Origin of the sequence: Clostridium kluyveri (assembly GCF_001902295.1) — a bacterium.
GTDB classification, from domain to species: Bacteria; Bacillota; Clostridia; order Clostridiales; family Clostridiaceae; genus Clostridium_B; species Clostridium_B kluyveri_B.
Genome location: NZ_CP018335.1, coordinates 2,266,693 through 2,286,082 on the forward strand (window position 1 = coordinate 2,266,693; position 19,390 = coordinate 2,286,082).

Annotated in this window: 17 protein-coding genes and 2 riboswitches; all 17 genes read right to left on the minus strand. The window is 33.1% G+C overall.

The window, feature by feature from the left end; translation table 11 throughout:
- Positions 1 to 17: 17 nt before the first annotated feature.
- The 17 genes from BS101_RS10865 to metK all read right to left on the minus strand — a co-directional run bounded on the left by BS101_RS10865 (position 18) and on the right by metK (position 19,127).
- Complete coding sequence (locus tag BS101_RS10865; protein WP_073538842.1) at positions 18 to 335, minus strand: 4Fe-4S dicluster domain-containing protein; 318 nt, start codon at positions 333 to 335, stop codon at positions 18 to 20.
- A complete protein-coding gene (locus BS101_RS10870; RefSeq protein WP_073538843.1) occupies positions 319 to 2,010 on the minus strand; it encodes an adenylyl-sulfate reductase subunit alpha in 1,692 nt (563 codons plus the stop codon). Before BS101_RS10870 ends, BS101_RS10865 begins: the two co-directional genes overlap by 17 nt.
- 4 nt (positions 2,011 to 2,014) lie before the next feature.
- Positions 2,015 to 2,629, minus strand: a complete 615-nt coding sequence (cysC, locus tag BS101_RS10875; RefSeq protein ID WP_073541261.1) for an adenylyl-sulfate kinase — start codon at positions 2,627 to 2,629, stop codon at positions 2,015 to 2,017.
- Positions 2,630 to 2,711: 82 nt separating this feature from the next.
- Positions 2,712 to 3,773: a sulfate/molybdate ABC transporter ATP-binding protein gene (locus BS101_RS10880; protein ID WP_073538844.1), complete on the minus strand. Its 1,062-nt coding sequence runs from the start codon at positions 3,771 to 3,773 to the stop codon at positions 2,712 to 2,714.
- A gap of 1 nt (position 3,774) precedes the next feature.
- Positions 3,775 to 4,602: a sulfate ABC transporter permease subunit CysW gene (gene cysW / locus BS101_RS10885; protein ID WP_073538845.1), complete on the minus strand. Its 828-nt coding sequence runs from the start codon at positions 4,600 to 4,602 to the stop codon at positions 3,775 to 3,777.
- 11 nt (positions 4,603 to 4,613) lie between these two features.
- Entirely contained in the window at positions 4,614 to 5,432 is an 819-nt protein-coding gene (gene cysT / locus BS101_RS10890) for a sulfate ABC transporter permease subunit CysT (RefSeq protein ID WP_073538846.1), read from the minus strand.
- A gap of 133 nt (positions 5,433 to 5,565) precedes the next feature.
- Positions 5,566 to 6,621, minus strand: a complete 1,056-nt coding sequence (locus BS101_RS10895) for a sulfate ABC transporter substrate-binding protein (RefSeq protein WP_073538847.1) — start codon at positions 6,619 to 6,621, stop codon at positions 5,566 to 5,568.
- 275 nt (positions 6,622 to 6,896) lie between these two features.
- Positions 6,897 to 7,003: riboswitch (SAM riboswitch) on the minus strand.
- Positions 7,004 to 7,142: 139 nt separating this feature from the next.
- On the minus strand, positions 7,143 to 8,867 hold the full coding sequence (locus tag BS101_RS10900; RefSeq protein ID WP_073538848.1) for a methyl-accepting chemotaxis protein: 1,725 nt from the start codon (positions 8,865 to 8,867) through the stop codon (positions 7,143 to 7,145).
- Between the two features lie 341 nt (positions 8,868 to 9,208).
- The gene (locus tag BS101_RS10905) at positions 9,209 to 10,693 is read right to left on the minus strand and encodes an aryl-sulfate sulfotransferase (RefSeq protein ID WP_073538849.1); all 1,485 of its coding nucleotides are present in this window, start codon (positions 10,691 to 10,693) and stop codon (positions 9,209 to 9,211) included.
- A 79-nt stretch (positions 10,694 to 10,772) separates the two neighbouring features.
- Positions 10,773 to 11,558, minus strand: coding sequence for an ABC transporter permease (locus BS101_RS10910; protein WP_073538850.1), 786 nt, complete (start codon positions 11,556 to 11,558; stop codon positions 10,773 to 10,775).
- A 13-nt stretch (positions 11,559 to 11,571) separates the two neighbouring features.
- Positions 11,572 to 12,360 (minus strand): ABC transporter ATP-binding protein, encoded by a 789-nt coding sequence (locus BS101_RS10915; protein ID WP_073538851.1) that lies wholly within the window; start codon positions 12,358 to 12,360, stop codon positions 11,572 to 11,574.
- 43 nt (positions 12,361 to 12,403) lie between these two features.
- The gene (locus BS101_RS10920; protein ID WP_073538852.1) at positions 12,404 to 13,423 is read right to left on the minus strand and encodes an ABC transporter substrate-binding protein; all 1,020 of its coding nucleotides are present in this window, start codon (positions 13,421 to 13,423) and stop codon (positions 12,404 to 12,406) included.
- 243 nt (positions 13,424 to 13,666) lie between these two features.
- Positions 13,667 to 13,779: riboswitch (SAM riboswitch) on the minus strand.
- A 42-nt stretch (positions 13,780 to 13,821) separates the two neighbouring features.
- Positions 13,822 to 15,189 carry an MATE family efflux transporter gene (locus tag BS101_RS10925; protein ID WP_073538853.1) on the minus strand — a complete coding sequence of 456 codons (1,368 nt, stop codon included), beginning with the start codon at positions 15,187 to 15,189 and terminating at the stop codon, positions 13,822 to 13,824.
- A 116-nt stretch (positions 15,190 to 15,305) separates the two neighbouring features.
- Positions 15,306 to 15,776, minus strand: coding sequence for a pyridoxamine 5'-phosphate oxidase family protein (locus BS101_RS10930; protein ID WP_073538854.1), 471 nt, complete (start codon positions 15,774 to 15,776; stop codon positions 15,306 to 15,308).
- Between the two features lie 54 nt (positions 15,777 to 15,830).
- Positions 15,831 to 16,595, minus strand: a complete 765-nt coding sequence (locus tag BS101_RS10935) for an SDR family NAD(P)-dependent oxidoreductase (RefSeq protein WP_073538855.1) — start codon at positions 16,593 to 16,595, stop codon at positions 15,831 to 15,833.
- 113 nt (positions 16,596 to 16,708) lie between these two features.
- Positions 16,709 to 17,902 carry a radical SAM protein gene (locus BS101_RS10940; RefSeq protein ID WP_073538856.1) on the minus strand — a complete coding sequence of 398 codons (1,194 nt, stop codon included), beginning with the start codon at positions 17,900 to 17,902 and terminating at the stop codon, positions 16,709 to 16,711.
- A 28-nt stretch (positions 17,903 to 17,930) separates the two neighbouring features.
- Positions 17,931 to 19,127, minus strand: a complete 1,197-nt coding sequence (gene metK, locus BS101_RS10945) for a methionine adenosyltransferase (protein WP_073538857.1) — start codon at positions 19,125 to 19,127, stop codon at positions 17,931 to 17,933.
- Between the last annotated feature and the right edge of the window lie 263 nt (positions 19,128 to 19,390).

A 19,390-nucleotide genomic window follows, 5' to 3' on the forward strand; every position in this document is an offset into this window, starting at 1 on the left:
TTATCATTTCCCTCTTTCTAATATCTATTTGACTCTTTTCTATTGGTCATTATTGCGATTCCAACATTATTATCATCATTTATTAAATGCCATTTTAATTCATCTCCATCTTTGCTAACATACAAATAGGAACCATTGCCGCCTATGTCTGCTCCTAAATAATACTTAATTGAACCATTTGCACATTCTTTAACACAAGCTGTACATCCCCAGCAGTCACTTTCATATTTTAAATATGCTTTCCCATGATCATCTGCATATATAAGATTTCCAGGACAGACATTTTTACATTTAAGGCATCCAATACAACTTTCCCTATCAATTTTTATGCTCATATATTTTATCCCTTTCTACTATATTTCTAAATATAATATGCACCTTTCCTTTCTTATACACGGAATTAACATATTTTACCCAATTTTTGTCATCTCTAAGAGGAAAATTGTTATTTTGCTGATAACATTTCCACCTTGTTTCACGTCTTGCCTTTAAATGGGCTATAACGACCTTGCATATATACAATCTGTCAATTAATTCATATATAAATAATAGCTCATGTAAATTCCCGGCTTTTAGTCCTCTGCTCATTTCAAGCAGCTCCTCTATCCTGTTTTCAGCTCTGCATAATTTTTCCATATTATAGCTATAATTTTGTGATATGCCTCCCGCATATTCATCCATAGTTTTCTGCATAGCTTCTTCCAACTCATAAACACTATAAAAATTTTGTTTGTTTTCAAAGAATCTATTTACTTCACTAAGTTTGTTCTTTATACTTTCTTTATCTATATACTCAATATTTACGTTTTTAATATAATTCAGCACTGAATCTGCTGCAATCTCACCTTCCGCAAAACACCCTGTTGCATATTTTTTGGGACTTCCTCCACTTACATCACCTGCACAATAAAGTCCTGTCAAAGTTGTGGCTCTTTTTGTATCTACCCAGTATCCACTAGCACCATGACCTCCCACCAAATATGGTTCAGTTCCCTCGATTTCCACATCTTCCACTCGTGAAATTCCATCTTTACTTATCCATTTTAGTGCCTGGGACGGTGCCATATTCAGATAAGCTTTTATCAAATCATCTTTCTGAATCTTGGTAATATGATTAATCTTTAAAGAACATGGCCCATTACCTTTTTTGTTTTCCATTACAGTAGCATAAAGTCTATTTATAGTTGTGGGCTTCCCGTAATCTCCCACATATTTTTCACCTTTGCCATTCACCTGATAAGCTCCTATTCCCTGAGCTATAGTTCCTGTAGGTGCTATAGTATCTTTGCACCTCAATGCAACAAATCTCATCTCAAAAGTTGTCATTTCAGCCCCTGCTCTTATTCCCATTGCGTACCCAGCTCCAGTATTGAAAGGTGAATACCACATCTTATGTTTTGAAAATCCGGGGTTATTAGGTTTATATATGCCTGATGCTCCTCCTGTTGCACATATTACTGCTTTTGCATGTATTACATAAAGTTCCTTGTGGTGGATGGAAAATCCATAGGCGCCTATAATTTTTTGCTCTTTCTGTATATAATCTATAATATTTACTCCATTCAGCACATGTATGCTGTTTTGACTCTCCACTGCATTTGAAAGTATGGGTTTAATATTTTCTCCATTTATCTTTATACTTCTCCTGCCTCTCTTTACATATTCTCCTTTTGAATCCTTTAAAATAGGAAGTCCCATATCCTCCATCTCACGGGTCACACTATTGAGTTTTTTTGCTATGGTATATACCAAATCCTCTCTTACGACTCCATTAAATTCTTCTTTCACATAATCTACAAAAGACTCAGGGGTCTCACCTTCATTTATATAGGCATTTAAAGCGTTAATCCCACCTGCAAGGCATCCACTTCTTTTTATATTTGCCTTCTCCACAATAAGTACACTTGTTTCTGGAGACTTTTTAGCTATTCTAAACGCTGCAAAACAGCCTGCCGTACCTCCACCTATTATTAATACATCAGTATGCAGTTCTTTAACCACAAATTCCATTTAATCACTCCTGTACCTTACAAGACAAAAAGTCCAATATTTTATTTACACATTGCTGAACAGTATCCAAATTGGTAGATACAACAATCTCAGGATTATCAGGTACCTCATAGGGAGAATCCACACCTGTAAAATCCTTTATTTCACCATTTCTAGCCTTTTTGTATATTCCCTTTGGATCTCTGCTTTCGCAAACTTCAATAGGGCAATCAACATATACCTCTACAAAATCTTTCCCAAGCAATTTCCTGACATTGTCTCTATCCTCTTTAAATGGAGATATAAAAGTTGAAATTGTAATAATCCCAGAATCCACAAACAGTTTACATACCTCTGCTATCCTTCTTATATTTTCAATTCTGTCTTCTTTGGTAAACCCAAGATTGGAATTTAAACCATGCCTTACATTATCACCATCCAAAAGATAAGTGAGCCTTCCCATATTATATAATCTCATTTCAAGTTCAGAAGCTATGGTAGATTTTCCAGATCCAGAAAGACCAGTAAACCATATAAGAATTCCATTTTGCCCAAGCAGTTTTTCTCTCATCTCCCTATTTACCAATGCTCTGTGCCATGATATGTTAGTTGATTTCACACTCAATAAAAATCCCTCCATTATTCTCAAACTTTTCACCATTGATGAATTAAGTTATCTTTATAGTTTATTTATTCATACCCCTGTCTTGCAAAAAAATATTTTATATATATGCAGATGTAGTATCAGATTTCAAATTGTTTTCAATAATTTCTACTTTATTATCATCATTAAATAAATATAATCTGTGCACAAGAACAATTACTTCTTCGCCTAAATTGAGATTATCCTTTTCTAGCGAATAAACTCCTGAAATTTCAGTATTTCCTATTTTAGCAGTTACTACCCAGTTGGAACCTGCAAAAGAAATATCTGTAATAGTACCTTTGTCACAGGCAAGCTCAGATTGTATTTCCCCCTTTCTTCCAATTTCAACAAATTCAGGTCTTATAATAGCTTTTGCTCCCGATGGAAGCCGCTTAAATGCTTTAAATTCACTAAAATCCTTAATAATAGTTGATTCACCAACAAATGTTGCTACAAAAGCAGTTTTGGGATTTTTATATATTTCAACCGAACTTCCTATTTGCTCAATACTTCCCAAATTAGTTATTATAATTTCATCTGCCACTTCCACCGCTTCTTCTTGGTCATGGGTTACAAATATACTAGTTATTCCCAATTTATGTATCATCTGTTTGAGCCAGGTTCTAAGTTCTTTTCTTACTTTTGCATCAATAGCAGCAAAAGGTTCATCAAGAAGGAGCAGCTGTGGTTTTGGAGCAATAGCCCTTGCAAAAGCAACTCTTTGTTTCTGACCTCCTGACAATTGACTTGGATATCTTTTTTCCAAACCTTTAAGTCCAATAAGTTCTATTAATTCTGTAACTCTTTCTTTTATATATTTCTTATCTTCCTTCTTAATAGAAAGTCCAAATGCTATATTTTGATATACCGTCATATTTCTAAAAAGAGCATAATTTTGAAAGACGAACCCTATTCCCCTTTTTCCTGGGGATATATCATTAACTAACTTCCCATCAATATAAATTTCTCCGCTATCAGCAGTCTCAAGCCCTGCAATTATACGAAGTATTGTAGTTTTTCCGCTTCCACTTGGCCCAAGCAGTCCTATCAGCTTTCCTCGTTCTATCCCAAAGGATATATTCTTCGACGCTTTATAACTTCCAAAATTTTTATTAAGGTTTCTGACTTCAACATACATATTATTTCACCTCTTTTTTCACTTTCCACTCAATAATATTCCTCAAAATTAAAATCACAATAGCTATAAATACTAAAATTGATGATACTGCAAAAGATGCAGAAAATTGATATTCATTATATAATATTTCTACATGCAGTGGCAAAGTGTTAGTTTCTCCTCTTATGTGTCCAGAAACTACAGAAACAGCTCCAAATTCACCTATGGCACGGGCACTGCACAATACTATTCCATACAGAAGTCCCCATTTTATATTGGGCAGTGTTATTTTTGTGAATATTGTCCATAAATTTGCCCCCATGGAGGCTGCCGCTTCTTCCTCATCAGTTCCCTGAGTAATCATCAGAGGTATTATTTCCCTAGCCACAAAAGGAAAAGTTACAAATATGGTAGCCAGTACTATGCCGGGCAGTGCAAAAACTATTTTTATATCATGTTGAAATAGAAAATTATAAAATAAACCGCCTCTTCCAAAAGTCAGTACATATATCAATCCAGCTATAACCGGCGAAATAGCAAATGGAAGATCTATGAGCGTAATTAAGAAATTTCTACCTCGAAATTTAAATTTTGTTGCAGCAAAGGCCATTATTGCGCCGAATATAGTATTTAAAATAACCGCCAGGCCGGAAGCTATTAAAGTAAGTTTCACAGCCGAAATAGTATTTTCCTCTGTAATAGCCATCATATATGCATCTTTACCTTTTTTAAAGGCTTCTATAAATATAAGTATCAGTGGCATTCCCAGCATTATAAATAAAAATATTATAGTTGCTGCTATGAGTAAATACTTAATTACACTAGATTTAGTATAGTATCTCTTTTCCAATTTTCTCACCCCTATGCATATTTGTTGGCTCTCCATTGAATTAAATTTATAATAAACAACATAAAAAATGAAAATACAAGCATAACCAAAGCTATGGCTGTTGCTCCCGAATAATCAAACTGTTCAAGTTTGGTCATTATCAAAAGAGGAGCTATTTCAGTTTTCATAGGTTTATTTCCAGCTATAAATACCACAGATCCATATTCACCTATTCCTCTTGCAAAAGCAAGTGAAAATCCAGTTAAAAGAGGAGCGACGAGCTGTGGAAATATTACCTTGAAAAAAATTTGTATTCTAGATGCACCTAAAATAGAAGCTGCCTCCTCTATGCTAACATTTAAATCTTCTAAAACCGGCTGCACTGTACGTACAACAAAGGGTATTCCTATAAATATCAATGCCACAGTAATTCCAAATGTAGAAAAGGATCCCTGTATGCCAAATTTAGCCAATATAGAACCAATCCATCCATTTTTTGAATAAAGTGTTGTAAGTGAAATGCCTGCAACAGCTGTAGGAAGAGCAAAGGGCAAATCTATACATCCATCCAGAAATCTTTTAAAACGAAAATCATATCGTACAAGTACCCAGGAAATAATCAATCCGAAAACAGCATTTATGCCGGCTGCTATAAATGCGCATCCAAAACTTATCTTATATGATGCTATCACCCTTGGATTTGTTACAGTTCTTATGAAATCATCAAATCCCATTTTAGATGTTTGAATCAATATTGTACTGAGCGGAATTAAAACTATTAAACTCAAATATAAAATAGCCAATCCCATGGATACATTAAAACCCGGGATAACTCTTGTCTTTTTAGTCATTTTACGCCTCCTTCCTGTATTGCTATAGTATCTGCATATAATGTATACATTATATGCAGATACTATAGCAATAGCATTATATAATAACTTCTAAGATTTAAAAATCTTAGAAGTTATTTTACCATATATAGTATTACTGTTTAGGCTGATATATCTGATCAAATGTTCCTCCATCTTCAAAATGAGTTTTTTGAGCCTTGGTCCATCCACCAAATAAATCATCTATTGTAAATAAGTTAATTTTCGGAAATTGATTTTCATATTTCTTTGCAATTTCCTCATCTCTAGGACGATAGTAATTCTTTGCAGCTATTTCCTGTCCTTCTTTCGAATACAGGTATTTCAAATACTCTTCAGCCACTTTTCTAGTACCTTTCTTATCTACTACTTTATCTACCACAGCTACCGGTGGTTCTGCAAGTATGCTCATAGAAGGCACAACTATATCAAACTTATCTTTTCCCAATTCTTTTACAGATAGGAAAGCTTCATTTTCCCAAGCTATAAGAACATCTCCTACTCCTCTTTCAACAAAAGTAGTTGTAGCACCTCTTGCACCTGAATCCAATACTGCCACATTTTCATATAACTTCTTCACAAACTCTTTTGCCTTGTCTTGATCATTATTGTTCTTCTTTAAAGCATATCCCCATGCTGCAAGATAGTTCCACCTGGCACCACCAGATGTTTTGGGATTTGGCGTTACTATGGAAATTCCTTCATTTACAAGGTCATCCCAGTCCTTTATCTGTTTAGGATTACCTTTTCTAACAAGAAATACTATAGTGGAGGTATAAGGAGAACTGTTATCTTCAAACTTCTTCTGCCATCCTTCATTAATTAGGCCCGCCTCTTGAATTGCATCTATATCGTAAGCCAAGGCTAAAGTAGCAACATCTGCTTCCTGTCCTTCTATAATTGATCTTCCCTGTTTACCTGATCCACCATGAGATTGTTTTATTGTAACATCCTGTCCAGTCTTTTCTTTCCAATATTTTGCAAAGGCTTTATTGTACTCCTGATATAATTCTCTTGTAGGATCATAAGAAACATTCAGAAGTTCAACTGATTTTTCACTTTTTGATGATCCTTCAGTATCAGTGGCACTTTGGCTTCCGCATCCTGTAAAAGATGCCAGTATAAAAATACCAATCAATGAAATTAAAATGCTAAACTTAAATTTTTTCACAAAAAATCCCCCTTTAATTTAAAAAAAGTTTTATTTTATCAAAACACTCATAAAAATCCAAGTATTTTAACTTAATACATAATTTATTCACAATTTTCTCGTTATTTTTCAAGTCAAAATAATTTTATCAGTATATACTTTTTGCTGTTTTGGTAAAAAGTATATGGGCTTTTTCATTTCATGATTAAAATTTTATGCTAACTTAACCTCCTTTTTCTAGTCAGCCCAATAAAAAACTTCCTGTGGAGAAAACACAGGAAGCTATATCCTCTTGTTTCTCATCTTTCAGGGTACACCTGCTGGAATTGGCACCATTGAATATAAAACTTATTCAGGTTGCCGGACATCATAGGGCCAGTCCCTCCGTCTCTCTTGATAAGAAATCCGTAATTAAATTTTAAGTACATTATATAACATCCAAATCATTTTATCAATAGAAAATTAACGAATTCTTTTAATGACATTTTCTTTATGTTTTAGAATACAAACATAATATCAAGCTTATTAAGTATACTCATTACTTAATTATTTACATCTATCTTAAAATTTGAAACTGTTCTCATAAGTTCTTCAGATAACTTTGCCTGATTATCAGACATATTTGAAACTTTTTTTATAACACCAATAACTTGAAGTATTTTACTCTTTATTTTATCAGCATTCTGTGAAGAATTTTTAGCATTTGTACTCATATTTTCAATTACTTCACTTACCTGTCCAACTGCAGCTGTTATTTCTTCTGTCATGGTGGCTATTTCTTCTGACACATAACTTACGAAATTAGAATCTTCATAATACTGTTTTCCCATATCACCGAAATTTTTAAGTTGTGTATTCATATCTTTACTAATGAACTCCAATGCTTGATTACTATTATTAGAAAGATTTTTAAATGCGGTTTGAACTTTGTTAATAGTTTTTTTTATTCCATCTACTGCATCTTTAGACTGCTCTGCAAGCTTTCTAATTTCTTCTGAAACTACAGCAAAACCTTTCCCATGTTCTCCCGCCCTTGCTGCTTCAATAGCTGCATTTAAAGAAAGTAAATTTATTTGCACTGCTATATCAGCTATTGTATCTGACATAACATTTATATTTTTAACTACTTTACCCTCTTCAATAGCTTTTAGTATTTTTTCTCTTATTTCATTGTGAATCACTACTATACCTTTTTCAGTCTCTTTATATTTCATTTGTACATCTTTAGCTCTTTCTTTAGCATTACTGGCATTATTACTAGCTTCCATAGTCCTTTCTGACAATTGATTTATGCTGGCATTCACTTCTTCTACAGATGCATTTATTTCTTCTGAAGATGTACTTGTATCTTGAACAGCATTATTTATTTCATTAGCAGCCAAATCTATATTTTCAAAACTAGCATCCAATTCATGTACTGATAAAACTACCTGTTGACTGGAATTTCTCATGTTCTTGGAATTTTCAATCACAATTTTAATTAAATCCTTAATATTTTTCTGAGCTTTGTTTAAATCACGACTCACTGCTGAAAATTCATCTTTGCCTAATATATCTATATATGTACAAAAATCATAATTTGCAATTCTACTTGCAAATTGCTTTATCTTTTTTAAAGGAATAGTACACTGTCTTGTAATAATTATACCTAAAATTATGGAAAATATAATTCCTAATAAAATATATATAAGTATGCCAATGCTAGCAGAATTAAAAACTTCTGCATTGTCTGTATTCGATTTCTTTGCTTCATTAAGACTTCTGTCAACAAGTGCATTAATATTATCAGACATTGGCTGCCAGCTTTCATCCATATCCCTATAATACTTATTTGCTTCATCATATTTGTCATTTTTTATTGCAGTTAATAATTTTTCTTCTAAAGATTTATAGTTTTGAAATTTCTCCATAAATTTATCAAAGTACTTTTTCTCATCTTGGCTCATAGGAAGAGTATTATATGTTTTAATATCCTGACTGTTTTCATCCATACTTTTTTGGATATCCTCAAGTAAAGCTGATAATTTATTTTCATCTCTTAAATAAACTATCTGAACAATATCGTTTTGTCTTCTAACCAACTGCTGTTTTATATCTGTCAGACTATATACACTTTGAAGATTATCACTATACATATTTCTAGAATTTAAATTTACTTTGTCTAATGAAAATATTCCTACACTTCCTATTAAAGCAATTATTATTACTATAATTAAAAAAGCTAACAACATTTTTTGTCCAATTTTTATTTTTCTTAAAAATAACATTTTTTGTCCCCTTTCATAATTGGCAATAGTTAATTTCCTATTAAGTCAAAATGATTTTGTTATATACTTTTTACCATTTTGGCATAAAGTATATATGCTTCTCTTTTATTTCATGATTATTAGAATCACTCAATTAAATAAGTATACAGGAAAAGGTCAAATTAGCCTATTTTATAGATTATAAAATTCACATCTATACATAAACTAACTTGACCTCTAGTTTTTCTAGTCAGTTCAATAAAAAGCTTCCTGTGTGGAGAAACCACAGGAAGTTATGTCCTTTCGTCTCTCATATTTCAGGTTATATTACCTGCTGGAATAGCACCATTATAATATAACTTTTAAAATGACTTGTCAACAATATTTTTAAATTTGAAATTATCCAATTCTTCACTGGTTATAATACAAAAGTTGGATTCTTCCCTGTCTCTATATTCCTGAGTACCTTTCACTTCTGTTTCTATTTTACGCTCTAAACCAGCTGCTCCTGGCACTCTAAATTTTCTTTTGTCAATTTTTTCTATAGGTATTTCTAACCATTTATTCAGCTGAGGAACCCATTCATAAGGAACTCTATAAGCCCTGTATACCATATTTAGTTTTGATTTTCCCTTACCCTCATAAGGACTTATATATTCCCAAACTATTTCATGATCTTTGGTAACCTCAAATATACGGCCATCTGATCCTTCCGTTATTAAAGTGTTTCCATTAGGAAGTCTCTGGGCATTACTTATAAATGGGCTATAAAATCTAGCGGCATCTAATGGTTGTATAAAACCAGCTTCTTCTGGAGTGTACTGCCATATTATTTTTAAAGTGATAGGATCAATTTCCAATACTCTGGAATAATCTCTAATTGCATTCCTATTTCCTGTTGGGGAACCTGGATTAGGTAATCCGTAACCAGCCCAACCTCCATTATCAAATATAAGAATATTACCTTCCCCTGGCAAACCCTTAGGTATTAAATGCACATTATGTTGTCCTATTATCCATCCCAATTTTATAAGCTCATCACTTGTATCATAATAAGGCCCTATCTTCCACACAATTTTTCCTGTCTCCTTATCTACAATAGCTATAATATTGGATTCCCTACTGTCAAGAATGATGTTTTCTGGTGAAAATCTTTTATCTCCATTATCAAACCATTTATTAGGTCCAAGTAAAGATATAGAGTTAATATGCAGCCAATCTCCTATACCACCGTCAGCTGTCCTCATATTAGGATTACGATAAAGAATATTTCTAGATATCTCATTAAATCCTAATTCATCAAAATGTTCATTTGCTCTCCACTCCCAAATAATTTTTCCATCCCATGTAACTTCAATAATTTTATCATCTAAAAGTACTTTATCAGATATTCTAGAATTTTTAACATTTTCATGTGTAAGAATAAGTGTATTACCCCTATCAATTTTTGGTGTTAATCCAGGTGCGTAATATCCAACTGGATTGCCCTCCCTCTGATAATCATGATGCTGTCTTGCCATCCACTGAGGTTCTTCTTCTGGATCTTCTATGAATTCATTTTTATTGAATTTCCAAACAATATTTCCATTCCAATCTACTTGTACTAAATCAATCATATCCTGAAATCCATATTTGGGATTTCTCTCCCCTGTGCTGCCTATAACATATCCACCTGGCAGCAGCTTATTGGGAAATCCATGTAAATTTTTCCACAACTGCAGTTCCTGCCCATTCATATCTATCAACAATGCGCCTTCATCTGCTGCCTGAAAAATAGTGTAACCACTCCATGCCTTTTCAGGATTATAAATTGTTACCCCGGTAGGATAAACACTCGGGTATCCCATAGTAATTTCCTCCATTCAAATCTAGATTATTTTATTAAATTTTTATTTGTATACAACCTTATGAAAATAAATTATTATCTTAAGCCACCCTTTTTATAGCATCTTTATTATTAACTATCCCATATTTTTTCATAGTTAAACTTGCTATAGTCACTAATATTTTGTCCGTAAAATATCCCATAAGCCCTAAGCATATCAATCCTATAAATATCCATTCTGTCTTAAAATATAATCTTGAAGTCCATATCAAATATCCTATACCTTTATTTGCAGCAAGCATTTCCGCACCCACAATGGCACCAAATGAACCACTCATAGCCAGTCTTACTCCTGTAAATATATAAGGTATGGCTGCTGGAATTATTACATTAAACATTATTTGAGATTCAGAAGCTCCAAGACATCTAGCTGCTCTTATTTTTTCTTTCTGTACACTAGACACCCCAGCTTCTGTATTTAACATAACAGTAAAAGTAGTAGCATACATAATTAAGATAATTTTCCCTTCTTCACCTACACCAAACCACAGTAAAAATAATGTTAAAAACGCAAGTGCAGGTACAAATCTAAAAAAATTCAAAATAGGATCTACAAACATTTTTATTGCTTTGATTCTTCCCATCAATACACCTATGGGAATACCTATGAGATTTCCCAAAATCCATCCTGAAAGAATTCTGCTCAAACTTATGCCAATAAATTGAAAGAGACTTCCATCTTTAATTAAATCCTCTCCCCCAGATATTACTCTCAATGGGTCCGGAAAGAAATCTGGATTTGAAAATTTGGATCCTATGCCCCAGATTATAATTATACAAACCCAAGATATAACACCCCATTTTAATAGTTTATTAAAACCTCGCATCAATTTTCCTCCCTTATGCTAACGCACTCTCTTTTTCCTGAACGTACATTTTCCCTTCAAATTCATTCAAAAGGCTTTTATATTCTTTATTAAATACACTACTGGTTACATCCCTCGGATATTGAAAATTCACATCATAAGTTTTATATATTTTAGAATCAGGCGACCTGGACATAATACCTATTTTCTGCCCAAGTATAAGGGCTTCTTGAATATCATGGGTAACGAAAATAATAGTTTTCTTAGTTTCAAGCCATATTCTCACCAGCTCCTTCTGCATTATTCTCCTAGTCTGAGCATCCAATGCTCCAAAAGGTTCATCCATTAATAATATTTCTGGATTATTTGCAAGTACTCGTGCAATTTGAACTCTCTGCTTCATACCGCCGGATAGCTCACTGGGAAATTTTTTTTCATGCCCGGATAGTCCAACTAACTTTATATATTTATCAGATATAGACGCTCTTTCTTCTTTTGCTACTTTTTTCATTCTTAATCCAAATTCTACATTTTCTTTTACATTAAGCCATGGGAAAAGGGACGCATCAGGATGCTGAAATACAACTGCCCTTTCTCTCCCAGGTTTTACCACTCCCTTGTCATTTATTAATACTTCACCTTCAGTCTTTTCAATAAAGCCTGCAATTATATTGAGTAAAGTAGATTTTCCGCACCCGCTGGGTCCCAATAGAATAAAAAACTCTCCCCCTTGTAGATTGAGATCTATATTTTTAAGAATATAATTAGAATCACCGTAGCTCTTACTTAAATTTTTAATTGTTATTGAATTTATTTTTGACATTTTAATTTTCCCCCTATTCCATGAATAATTTTAATATATGGTTTTATTTTATATTTTCAGGTTTATAAGTAAGTCTTTGTGGAAGTGCCTCTTCTAAAGGCTCCGTATCTATCTTGTCTTTTAAATTAAAACCACCCTTAATTAATTTATTGGCGGATGCATATTCATATACTTCCTGTAATTGTTTTACATCATCATCATTCAACCTTATATCATTTGAACGTGTTTTAATATCTTCTTCTAAACTATCCTTTGGAACCTTCAAAGCTTTGGCCATAATTTCAGCTGCTTCTCCTGGATTTTCACTTATATATTTAGTAGCATCATTCAACGCCAGTAATATATTTTTTCCCACATCTTTTTGTTCTAAAAATTTACTATTAGCCATCAAAAATCCGCGGAATGCAAAGGGTATATCTGCCGAACTCCCTATAATCTTAGAACCCTGTACTTTTAAAGCCTTATTTAATAAATCTCCTGAAAAAAATGCTGCTTTAACGTCGCCTTGCTGAAATGCTGAAAGAATTTCTGCATTTGCACCAAATTGTTGTTTTTTTACTTCATCTATTTTTATGTTATACTTTTCTACATACCTAGCTATAATATATTCATATACAGTTCCTCTTTGAACTCCAATTGGCTGCCCCTTTAACTCACCTGGAGAATTTATTCCGTCACGGGTTACCATTTTAATCCTACTTGCATCAAGTTGCTGAAAAAAACTAAAAATTTTTAAATCCCCACTGCTCAATCTGGAAAGTGCCGCATAATCTGCTGCCTGTCCTACATCTATTTGATTAGTCAATACAGCATCTATGGTGTCAATTCCATAAGCATATGGAATGACCTGAGCATTAATACCATATTTCTTAAAATAACCTTTATCTCTGGCAACATAAAAGATAGTTGAAAAAGCACTAGAGTCAGCTCCAATTTTAACTGTTACTTCCTTCCTGGATGAATCCGACGTACTTTGAGTTTGCGAACCACCGCCGCATCCGGCAGCTACAATCATCATTCCCACAATAAATAAAATGATTAAAGATAGTTTTTTACTTTTCACTAACATCTACTCCCTCACATTTATTTTAAATACTCTTTTCCACTCATCTTGTCATCTTCATCACCTCTCAATTTTTATTTGTTTTCTATTAAAAAATACATAATAAAAAGCCAAGCATAACCTATGAATAAAGATTTATACATAATTTAATCTCTACTATAAGTTAACTTGACCTCCAGTCTTTCCAGTCGGTCCAATAAAAAACTCCCTGTAGAGAAACTACGGGAAGTTACATTCTCCTGTTTCTCATCTTTCAGGCTAAATATATACCTGCTGGAATTAGCACCATTGAATAATAAACATATTCAGGTTGCCGGATATCATAGGGCCAGTCCCTCCATCACTCTTGATAAGAAGTTTTATATTTAAGTCTACTTTTATTTAAATTGATGTTACTATTAAACCTTCAGATATTTCCACCTGCCAGCTTTTATTCTGAAAATATACATAATCGCTCTAATACTGTAATCCAAAAAAATACCTATCATCAACCCATAAAGACCTGCATTTAAAAACTTAATTAAGCCATCGGCCATTATAAGCCTAAATATCCATAACCCTGCAATCGATGAAAATATTATATATTTAATATCTCCTGAACTTCTTAACACACTTGAGCCCGTTTTTTCAATACCTAAAAATGGTGAAACTAAAGAAAATCCTCTAATTACAACAATACTTGCAGTTACAACTTGTAAATCTTGAGAAAATAACCTTGCAAATAGAAAGGCTCCAGAAAATTCTATGGTTGTTGAAAATAAGCCAGTAAACATTGCTATCCTAATGTTTTCATAAGCATAAGCTTCCGCCTTTTTGAAATCCTTTTTTCCTAAACTTTGTCCAATAGTAGTAGTTGTGGTCAAAGAAAGTCCCAATAACGGTAAAAATGCCATAGAGTGTATACTTCCTCCAATTTGAAATGCAGCTGCTTCAACAGTCCCCATAGATACAACAAGTATTTGCTGCATTAAAAATCCTCCATTCATAATTAGGTTCTCCACACATGCAGGAATCCCAATTCTTATTATTCTCTTTATTACTTTAAAATCTACTTTAAATTTACCAAAATCAATAAGACTTACTTTAGACTTTTTCCTAAATAAAATACAAACTATTACTATCCCCCCAACGATTCGTGAAATAGTAACAGCTATTGAGGCACCTTTCACACCTAGGGAGTTCAAATAAATTACTCCTTTATACTCTAGCCCATAAATCAATAATAAACTCAATATCACATTTATTGTATTTTCAAATATAACTACATACAAAGGTGTCTTTGTATCTCCAATTCCTCTCAAACATCCCCCTGTAACCATCTCTATTACAAAAAATGGCATCCCTAAACATACAATTTTGTAATAGGTTCTAGCTAAACTCATTACTTTAAAATCAGCAGCTCCAAAAAAGGTAATTATTATTTGATTAGAAAATACAAATCCTAAAAAAGCAATAGAAACTCCAATTAATATACTCATAAATAGTGATTGTACCAAAACATATCTTGCATCTTTAATGCCTTTTTCTCCAGTAACTCTAGCAATTATTACTGATGAGCCCATGGCAAGTCCAGTGAAAATAGTTTGAAAAAAATTGACCAAATTGTTGACCATTCCAACTGCTGCAATAGATTCTTTTCCAAGCTTTGAAACTAATATAGTTGAAACTATGCCAACCATCATAATCAACATCTGTTCCATTATAGTTGGCCATGCTAGTTTTATAATATCGTGACGTATTTCTTTTCTTGAATATGTTGTATCCATTAAAGTCCCCTTCTAAATCAGAAAAAAGCTTCTAGTTTAGCTAGTTAATTAAACTGGAGTTTCTAGCCACTATTGAAATTTATCCGACAACGCAATTAAAATACATCATCATATTATCAATAATTTTCATCTAATAGAGGAATAACTTCAACACGATTTTCTCCAGGGGATTTCTTAAAGTCCAATATTTTTAACTCTGATGGATCCACTCGTATTATTATATTGTCACCTAATCCATTTTTTTTGATTCTTTCTTTAAAATTAGAATTTTTATTGCCTATTATCTCAATAGCTTTTTTAAGTTCCGCTTCATCTGTTATTTTTACAGCTTTGCCTTTTATTGTAATATTAACAAAGGATGCTAATTCTTGATTTTCATGCTGGAAAAATACTGAAACATTTGCATTATGTTTAATTTGTTCAACTTTAGCACTTCCTCCAATAGTTGAAAAATAAGTTGTATAGCCATCTACGCCAAAAGCACCTAAAACCCTTAATGCAGGAGCATTTTCACCATTTACTGTAGCTAATATTATATATTTTGTACTATTTAAATATTTCTTTATAAAATTCTTATCAATTGACATTTGTATATACCTCCAAATAATATTCAATTTACATATTTAAATAAAACTATTTTATTACAACATCCACCTGCCGCCATTTACATCTAAGCAAGCTCCCAGAATATAACTGGCATCTTCTGATGCTAAAAATAAAACTGCTTTTGCAATCTCGCCAGTGGTACCTAATCGTTTCAATGGTATATCTTCAAGAATCTTCTCTCGTTCTTTTTCTTTACGGGAATTCCATTCACTTTTAGACTTTTCACCACTGATAATTATACCCGGTGCAATTGAATTCACTGTAACACCATAATGCACCAGTTCTCTTGCCAAGTGCTTTGTAAAACCTACTACCCCAGCTTTTGCAGCTGCATAATGAGGTCCTCCAAGAATTGATATTGCCCTTCCTGCTTGAGATGCGATATTTATTATCCTACCTTGCTTTTGCCTTTTAAAATTTTCAATAACGGCCTTAGAGCAAAGAAAAACACTTTTTAAATTTCTGTCAATAACAGCATCCCATTCTTCTTCTGTTAAATCTTCCACTGTTTTTGAGCCGCTGTCACCACCTGCATTATTGACTAGTACATCTACTTTGCCATACTTTTCAATTACGGATCTGAATAAATTTTCAACCTCTGACTTTTTAGTCACATCAGCTGTTATTCCATAGCCAGTACCACCATTATCATTTATCTCATCCAATACTTTTTGTACTTCAGCTTGATTTCTTCCATTTACAATGACCACAGCTTCTCTACTAGAAAATTCTAAAGCTATTTCTCTGCCTATACCTTTAGATGAACCTGTAACAACTACAACTTTCCCTTTAAAACTCATTTTAACCTCCTATTTTGTTTTAAAGATTCTGCCTCTGACTCACTCAAGTAACAAAAGCAAAATCTATATTCCATAATTCCACTTTGACCATCACAATATAAGCATAGTTAATTTTAAACTGCTTCTTTTTTAAATACAGGCAATAATTCATCTCCTATTTTATATAAATCATGACAAAGTGTGGTAGGTGCTGCATTACAATCATACAATTGATCATAAGTAAATCCTGCTTTTCTAAATATATTATAAACTTTATATGCCATATCCAGATGCCATTCAGGTTCTGGAGTACGATGTCCCTCAAGTTCTGATCCTGGATTTGGGCACCATGCCCCTGCCAAGCATATTACTCCCTTTGATGCAAGGTATTCCACTCCTTCCAAAGTAGATTTTTTAGGCTCAATTCCAGCAACTATATTTGATCTTACCCTACCATATCCAAACACCTTTACTGCACGTTCTAGAGCTTTTATCCAGTTCTCCCAACCGCCGCATTGTTCTACTTTACCCGGACAGATACTTTTAAAAATATTCTTATCCCAAATTTCTATATTCATTGCAATTGTCCTATATCCCGCTTCCTTATATTTGTCAATCACTTCAAGATCAAGTGGAGCTCCTATAACTCCCGTTCCATTAAAGTCCTCCAGACCAGTATATTCTTTAATAGCTTCAGCTACATCAATGTAATACTCTACCTCTCTTCTCTCTGCTACAAAGCCCCCACTTATAGTAATATGTTTTGCACCATTTTTATAAGCTTCCGCTGCAGTTTCTCCTATTTGATTGGGATATTTCCACTCTATTCCCTCCTTTTCTGCATAAGTATCTTTTGTGGCATTTATATTACAAAATAGGCAATCTAATCCCTTATCTTTTAATGCACACTCATTACTATAGGCTACAAAAATAGCACCTTCTCTATTGTAGGTAGCTACATTAGACATATCCATACCATCGGAAGTTTTATAATCATAATATTTAGGATGGCTTAAAAATTCTATTGGAAATATCTCATTTTGATTTTCTGTGAGATAGTATTTATCATTTTCATACTTAATCTCATATCTGGAATTATTATCCCATCTAAAACCTACCTTTAATCCTCCTGGTGTACTGAACCCGGTGGGAAATTCAATTCCTACATGTGGCTCATGGTCATATTCAAATAATGTATGAATTTGCTTTTGATATTTTCTATTGAAATCCAAGTGTTTGAATATCTCAGGACTTACTTTTATTCCTTCGACCATAGATGCATTTTTTATGGCCAATTCTCTGTGAAGCTGTTCTTTTATATTACTCATATGAAAAAATCCTCCTACTTAATTTTGTTTAAGAATAAATAATACTGCTCTCTAATTCCTTTTTAATTTCATTAACCTTATCAAGTTTTTCCCAAGGCAAATCTATATCTGTTCTCCCAAAATGTCCATAAGCAGCTGTACTTTTATATATAGGTCTTCTCAAGTCAAGATCCCTTATAATTGCGGCTGGTCTTAAATCAAACAACTTATCTATGATTTCCACTATTCTGCCATCGCTTATCTTTCCTGTACCAAAAGTGTCTACACTTATAGATACTGGCTTTGCAACACCTATGGCATAGGCTATTTCTATTTCTATTTTATCGGATATTCCTGCCGCCACTAAATTCTTTGCTACCCATCTTGCAGCATAAGCTCCAGATCTGTCAACTTTGGTTGGATCCTTCCCTGAAAATGCACCACCGCCGTGTCTTCCATATCCTCCATAGGTATCAACTATTATCTTTCTGCCTGTAAGTCCAGAATCAGCCTCTGGTCCCCCTTTTACAAATCTTCCTGTTGGATTTACAAGATATTTTGTATTTAAATCTATCAATTCTTCCGGTATTGTCACTTTAATAACTTCATCTATTAAGTCTTTCTGAATTTTGTCATGGCTTATGTCTTTCTCATGCTGGGAAGATATAAGTATGGTATCCACCCTTATAGGTTTATCTCCCTCATATTCTACTGTAACTTGTGTTTTCCCATCAGGTCCTAAATATGGAATTATGCCTTTTTTTCTTACTTCTGCAAGTTTTCTTGAGAGTTTATGTGCCAGTGATATGGGAAGAGGAATATATTCTGGAGTTTCATTTGTTGCAAATCCAAATACCATTCCCTGATCTCCAGCTCCAATTGCTTCAATATCATCCTTTTCACCCTCTTTAGATTCCAGTGATTCATCCACTCCAAGTGCAATATCTGAAGACTGTTCGTCTATTGAGGTTATTACTGCACAGTTAGCTGCATCAAATCCAAACTTTGAATTATTATACCCTATGTCACTTATGGTTTTTCTCACTATCTTTGGTATATCTACATAGGCTTTAGTTGATATCTCTCCCACTAAAAGCACAAGTCCAGTATTTACAACCGTCTCGCAAGCCACTCTTCCGTTTTTATCCTGTTCAGTAATTGCATCCAGTACTGCATCCGATATTTGATCACATATCTTATCTGGATGTCCCTCTGTAACAGATTCCGATGTAAATAATCTACCCATTTTTATCAATCTCCTTTTTTCTATGTTTTATCTTTTCTTGTTACCATTTTAGTAAAAAGTCTATTTGCATTTATATCTTTTTAATCCTATACTTGTTCATAGTTAAAAATTCATATAACTCATGTAGTCCTTTCATATTTCACCTCCCAACTTTTATTTATTTTCTACTAAAAAATGTACAATAAAAGGCCAAGTATAACCTAATGGATAAGTTAACTCGACCTCCAGTATTCTAGTCAGTCCAAATAAAAAACTTCCTATGG

Coding starts and splice junctions, on each gene's coding strand:
- cysT (WP_073538846.1), bottom strand. CDS start 5,432: ATGACTAAAAAGACAAGAGTTATCCCGGGTTTTAATGTATCCATGGGA.
- BS101_RS10940 (WP_073538856.1), bottom strand. CDS start 17,902: ATGAGTAATATAAAAGAACAGCTTCACAGAGAATTGGCCATAAAAAAT.
- BS101_RS10880 (WP_073538844.1), bottom strand. CDS start 3,773: ATGTATGTTGAAGTCAGAAACCTTAATAAAAATTTTGGAAGTTATAAA.
- BS101_RS10925 (WP_073538853.1), bottom strand. CDS start 15,189: ATGGATACAACATATTCAAGAAAAGAAATACGTCACGATATTATAAAA.
- metK (WP_073538857.1), bottom strand. CDS start 19,127: ATGGGTAGATTATTTACATCGGAATCTGTTACAGAGGGACATCCAGAT.
- BS101_RS10915 (WP_073538851.1), bottom strand. CDS start 12,360: ATGTCAAAAATAAATTCAATAACAATTAAAAATTTAAGTAAGAGCTAC.
- BS101_RS10870 (WP_073538843.1), bottom strand. CDS start 2,010: ATGGAATTTGTGGTTAAAGAACTGCATACTGATGTATTAATAATAGGT.
- BS101_RS10865 (WP_073538842.1), bottom strand. CDS start 335: ATGAGCATAAAAATTGATAGGGAAAGTTGTATTGGATGCCTTAAATGT.
- BS101_RS10905 (WP_073538849.1), bottom strand. CDS start 10,693: ATGGGATACCCGAGTGTTTATCCTACCGGGGTAACAATTTATAATCCT.
- BS101_RS10900 (WP_073538848.1), bottom strand. CDS start 8,867: ATGTTATTTTTAAGAAAAATAAAAATTGGACAAAAAATGTTGTTAGCT.
- BS101_RS10930 (WP_073538854.1), bottom strand. CDS start 15,776: ATGTCAATTGATAAGAATTTTATAAAGAAATATTTAAATAGTACAAAA.
- BS101_RS10935 (WP_073538855.1), bottom strand. CDS start 16,595: ATGAGTTTTAAAGGGAAAGTTGTAGTTGTTACAGGTTCATCTAAAGGT.
- BS101_RS10910 (WP_073538850.1), bottom strand. CDS start 11,558: ATGCGAGGTTTTAATAAACTATTAAAATGGGGTGTTATATCTTGGGTT.
- cysC (WP_073541261.1), bottom strand. CDS start 2,629: ATGGAGGGATTTTTATTGAGTGTGAAATCAACTAACATATCATGGCAC.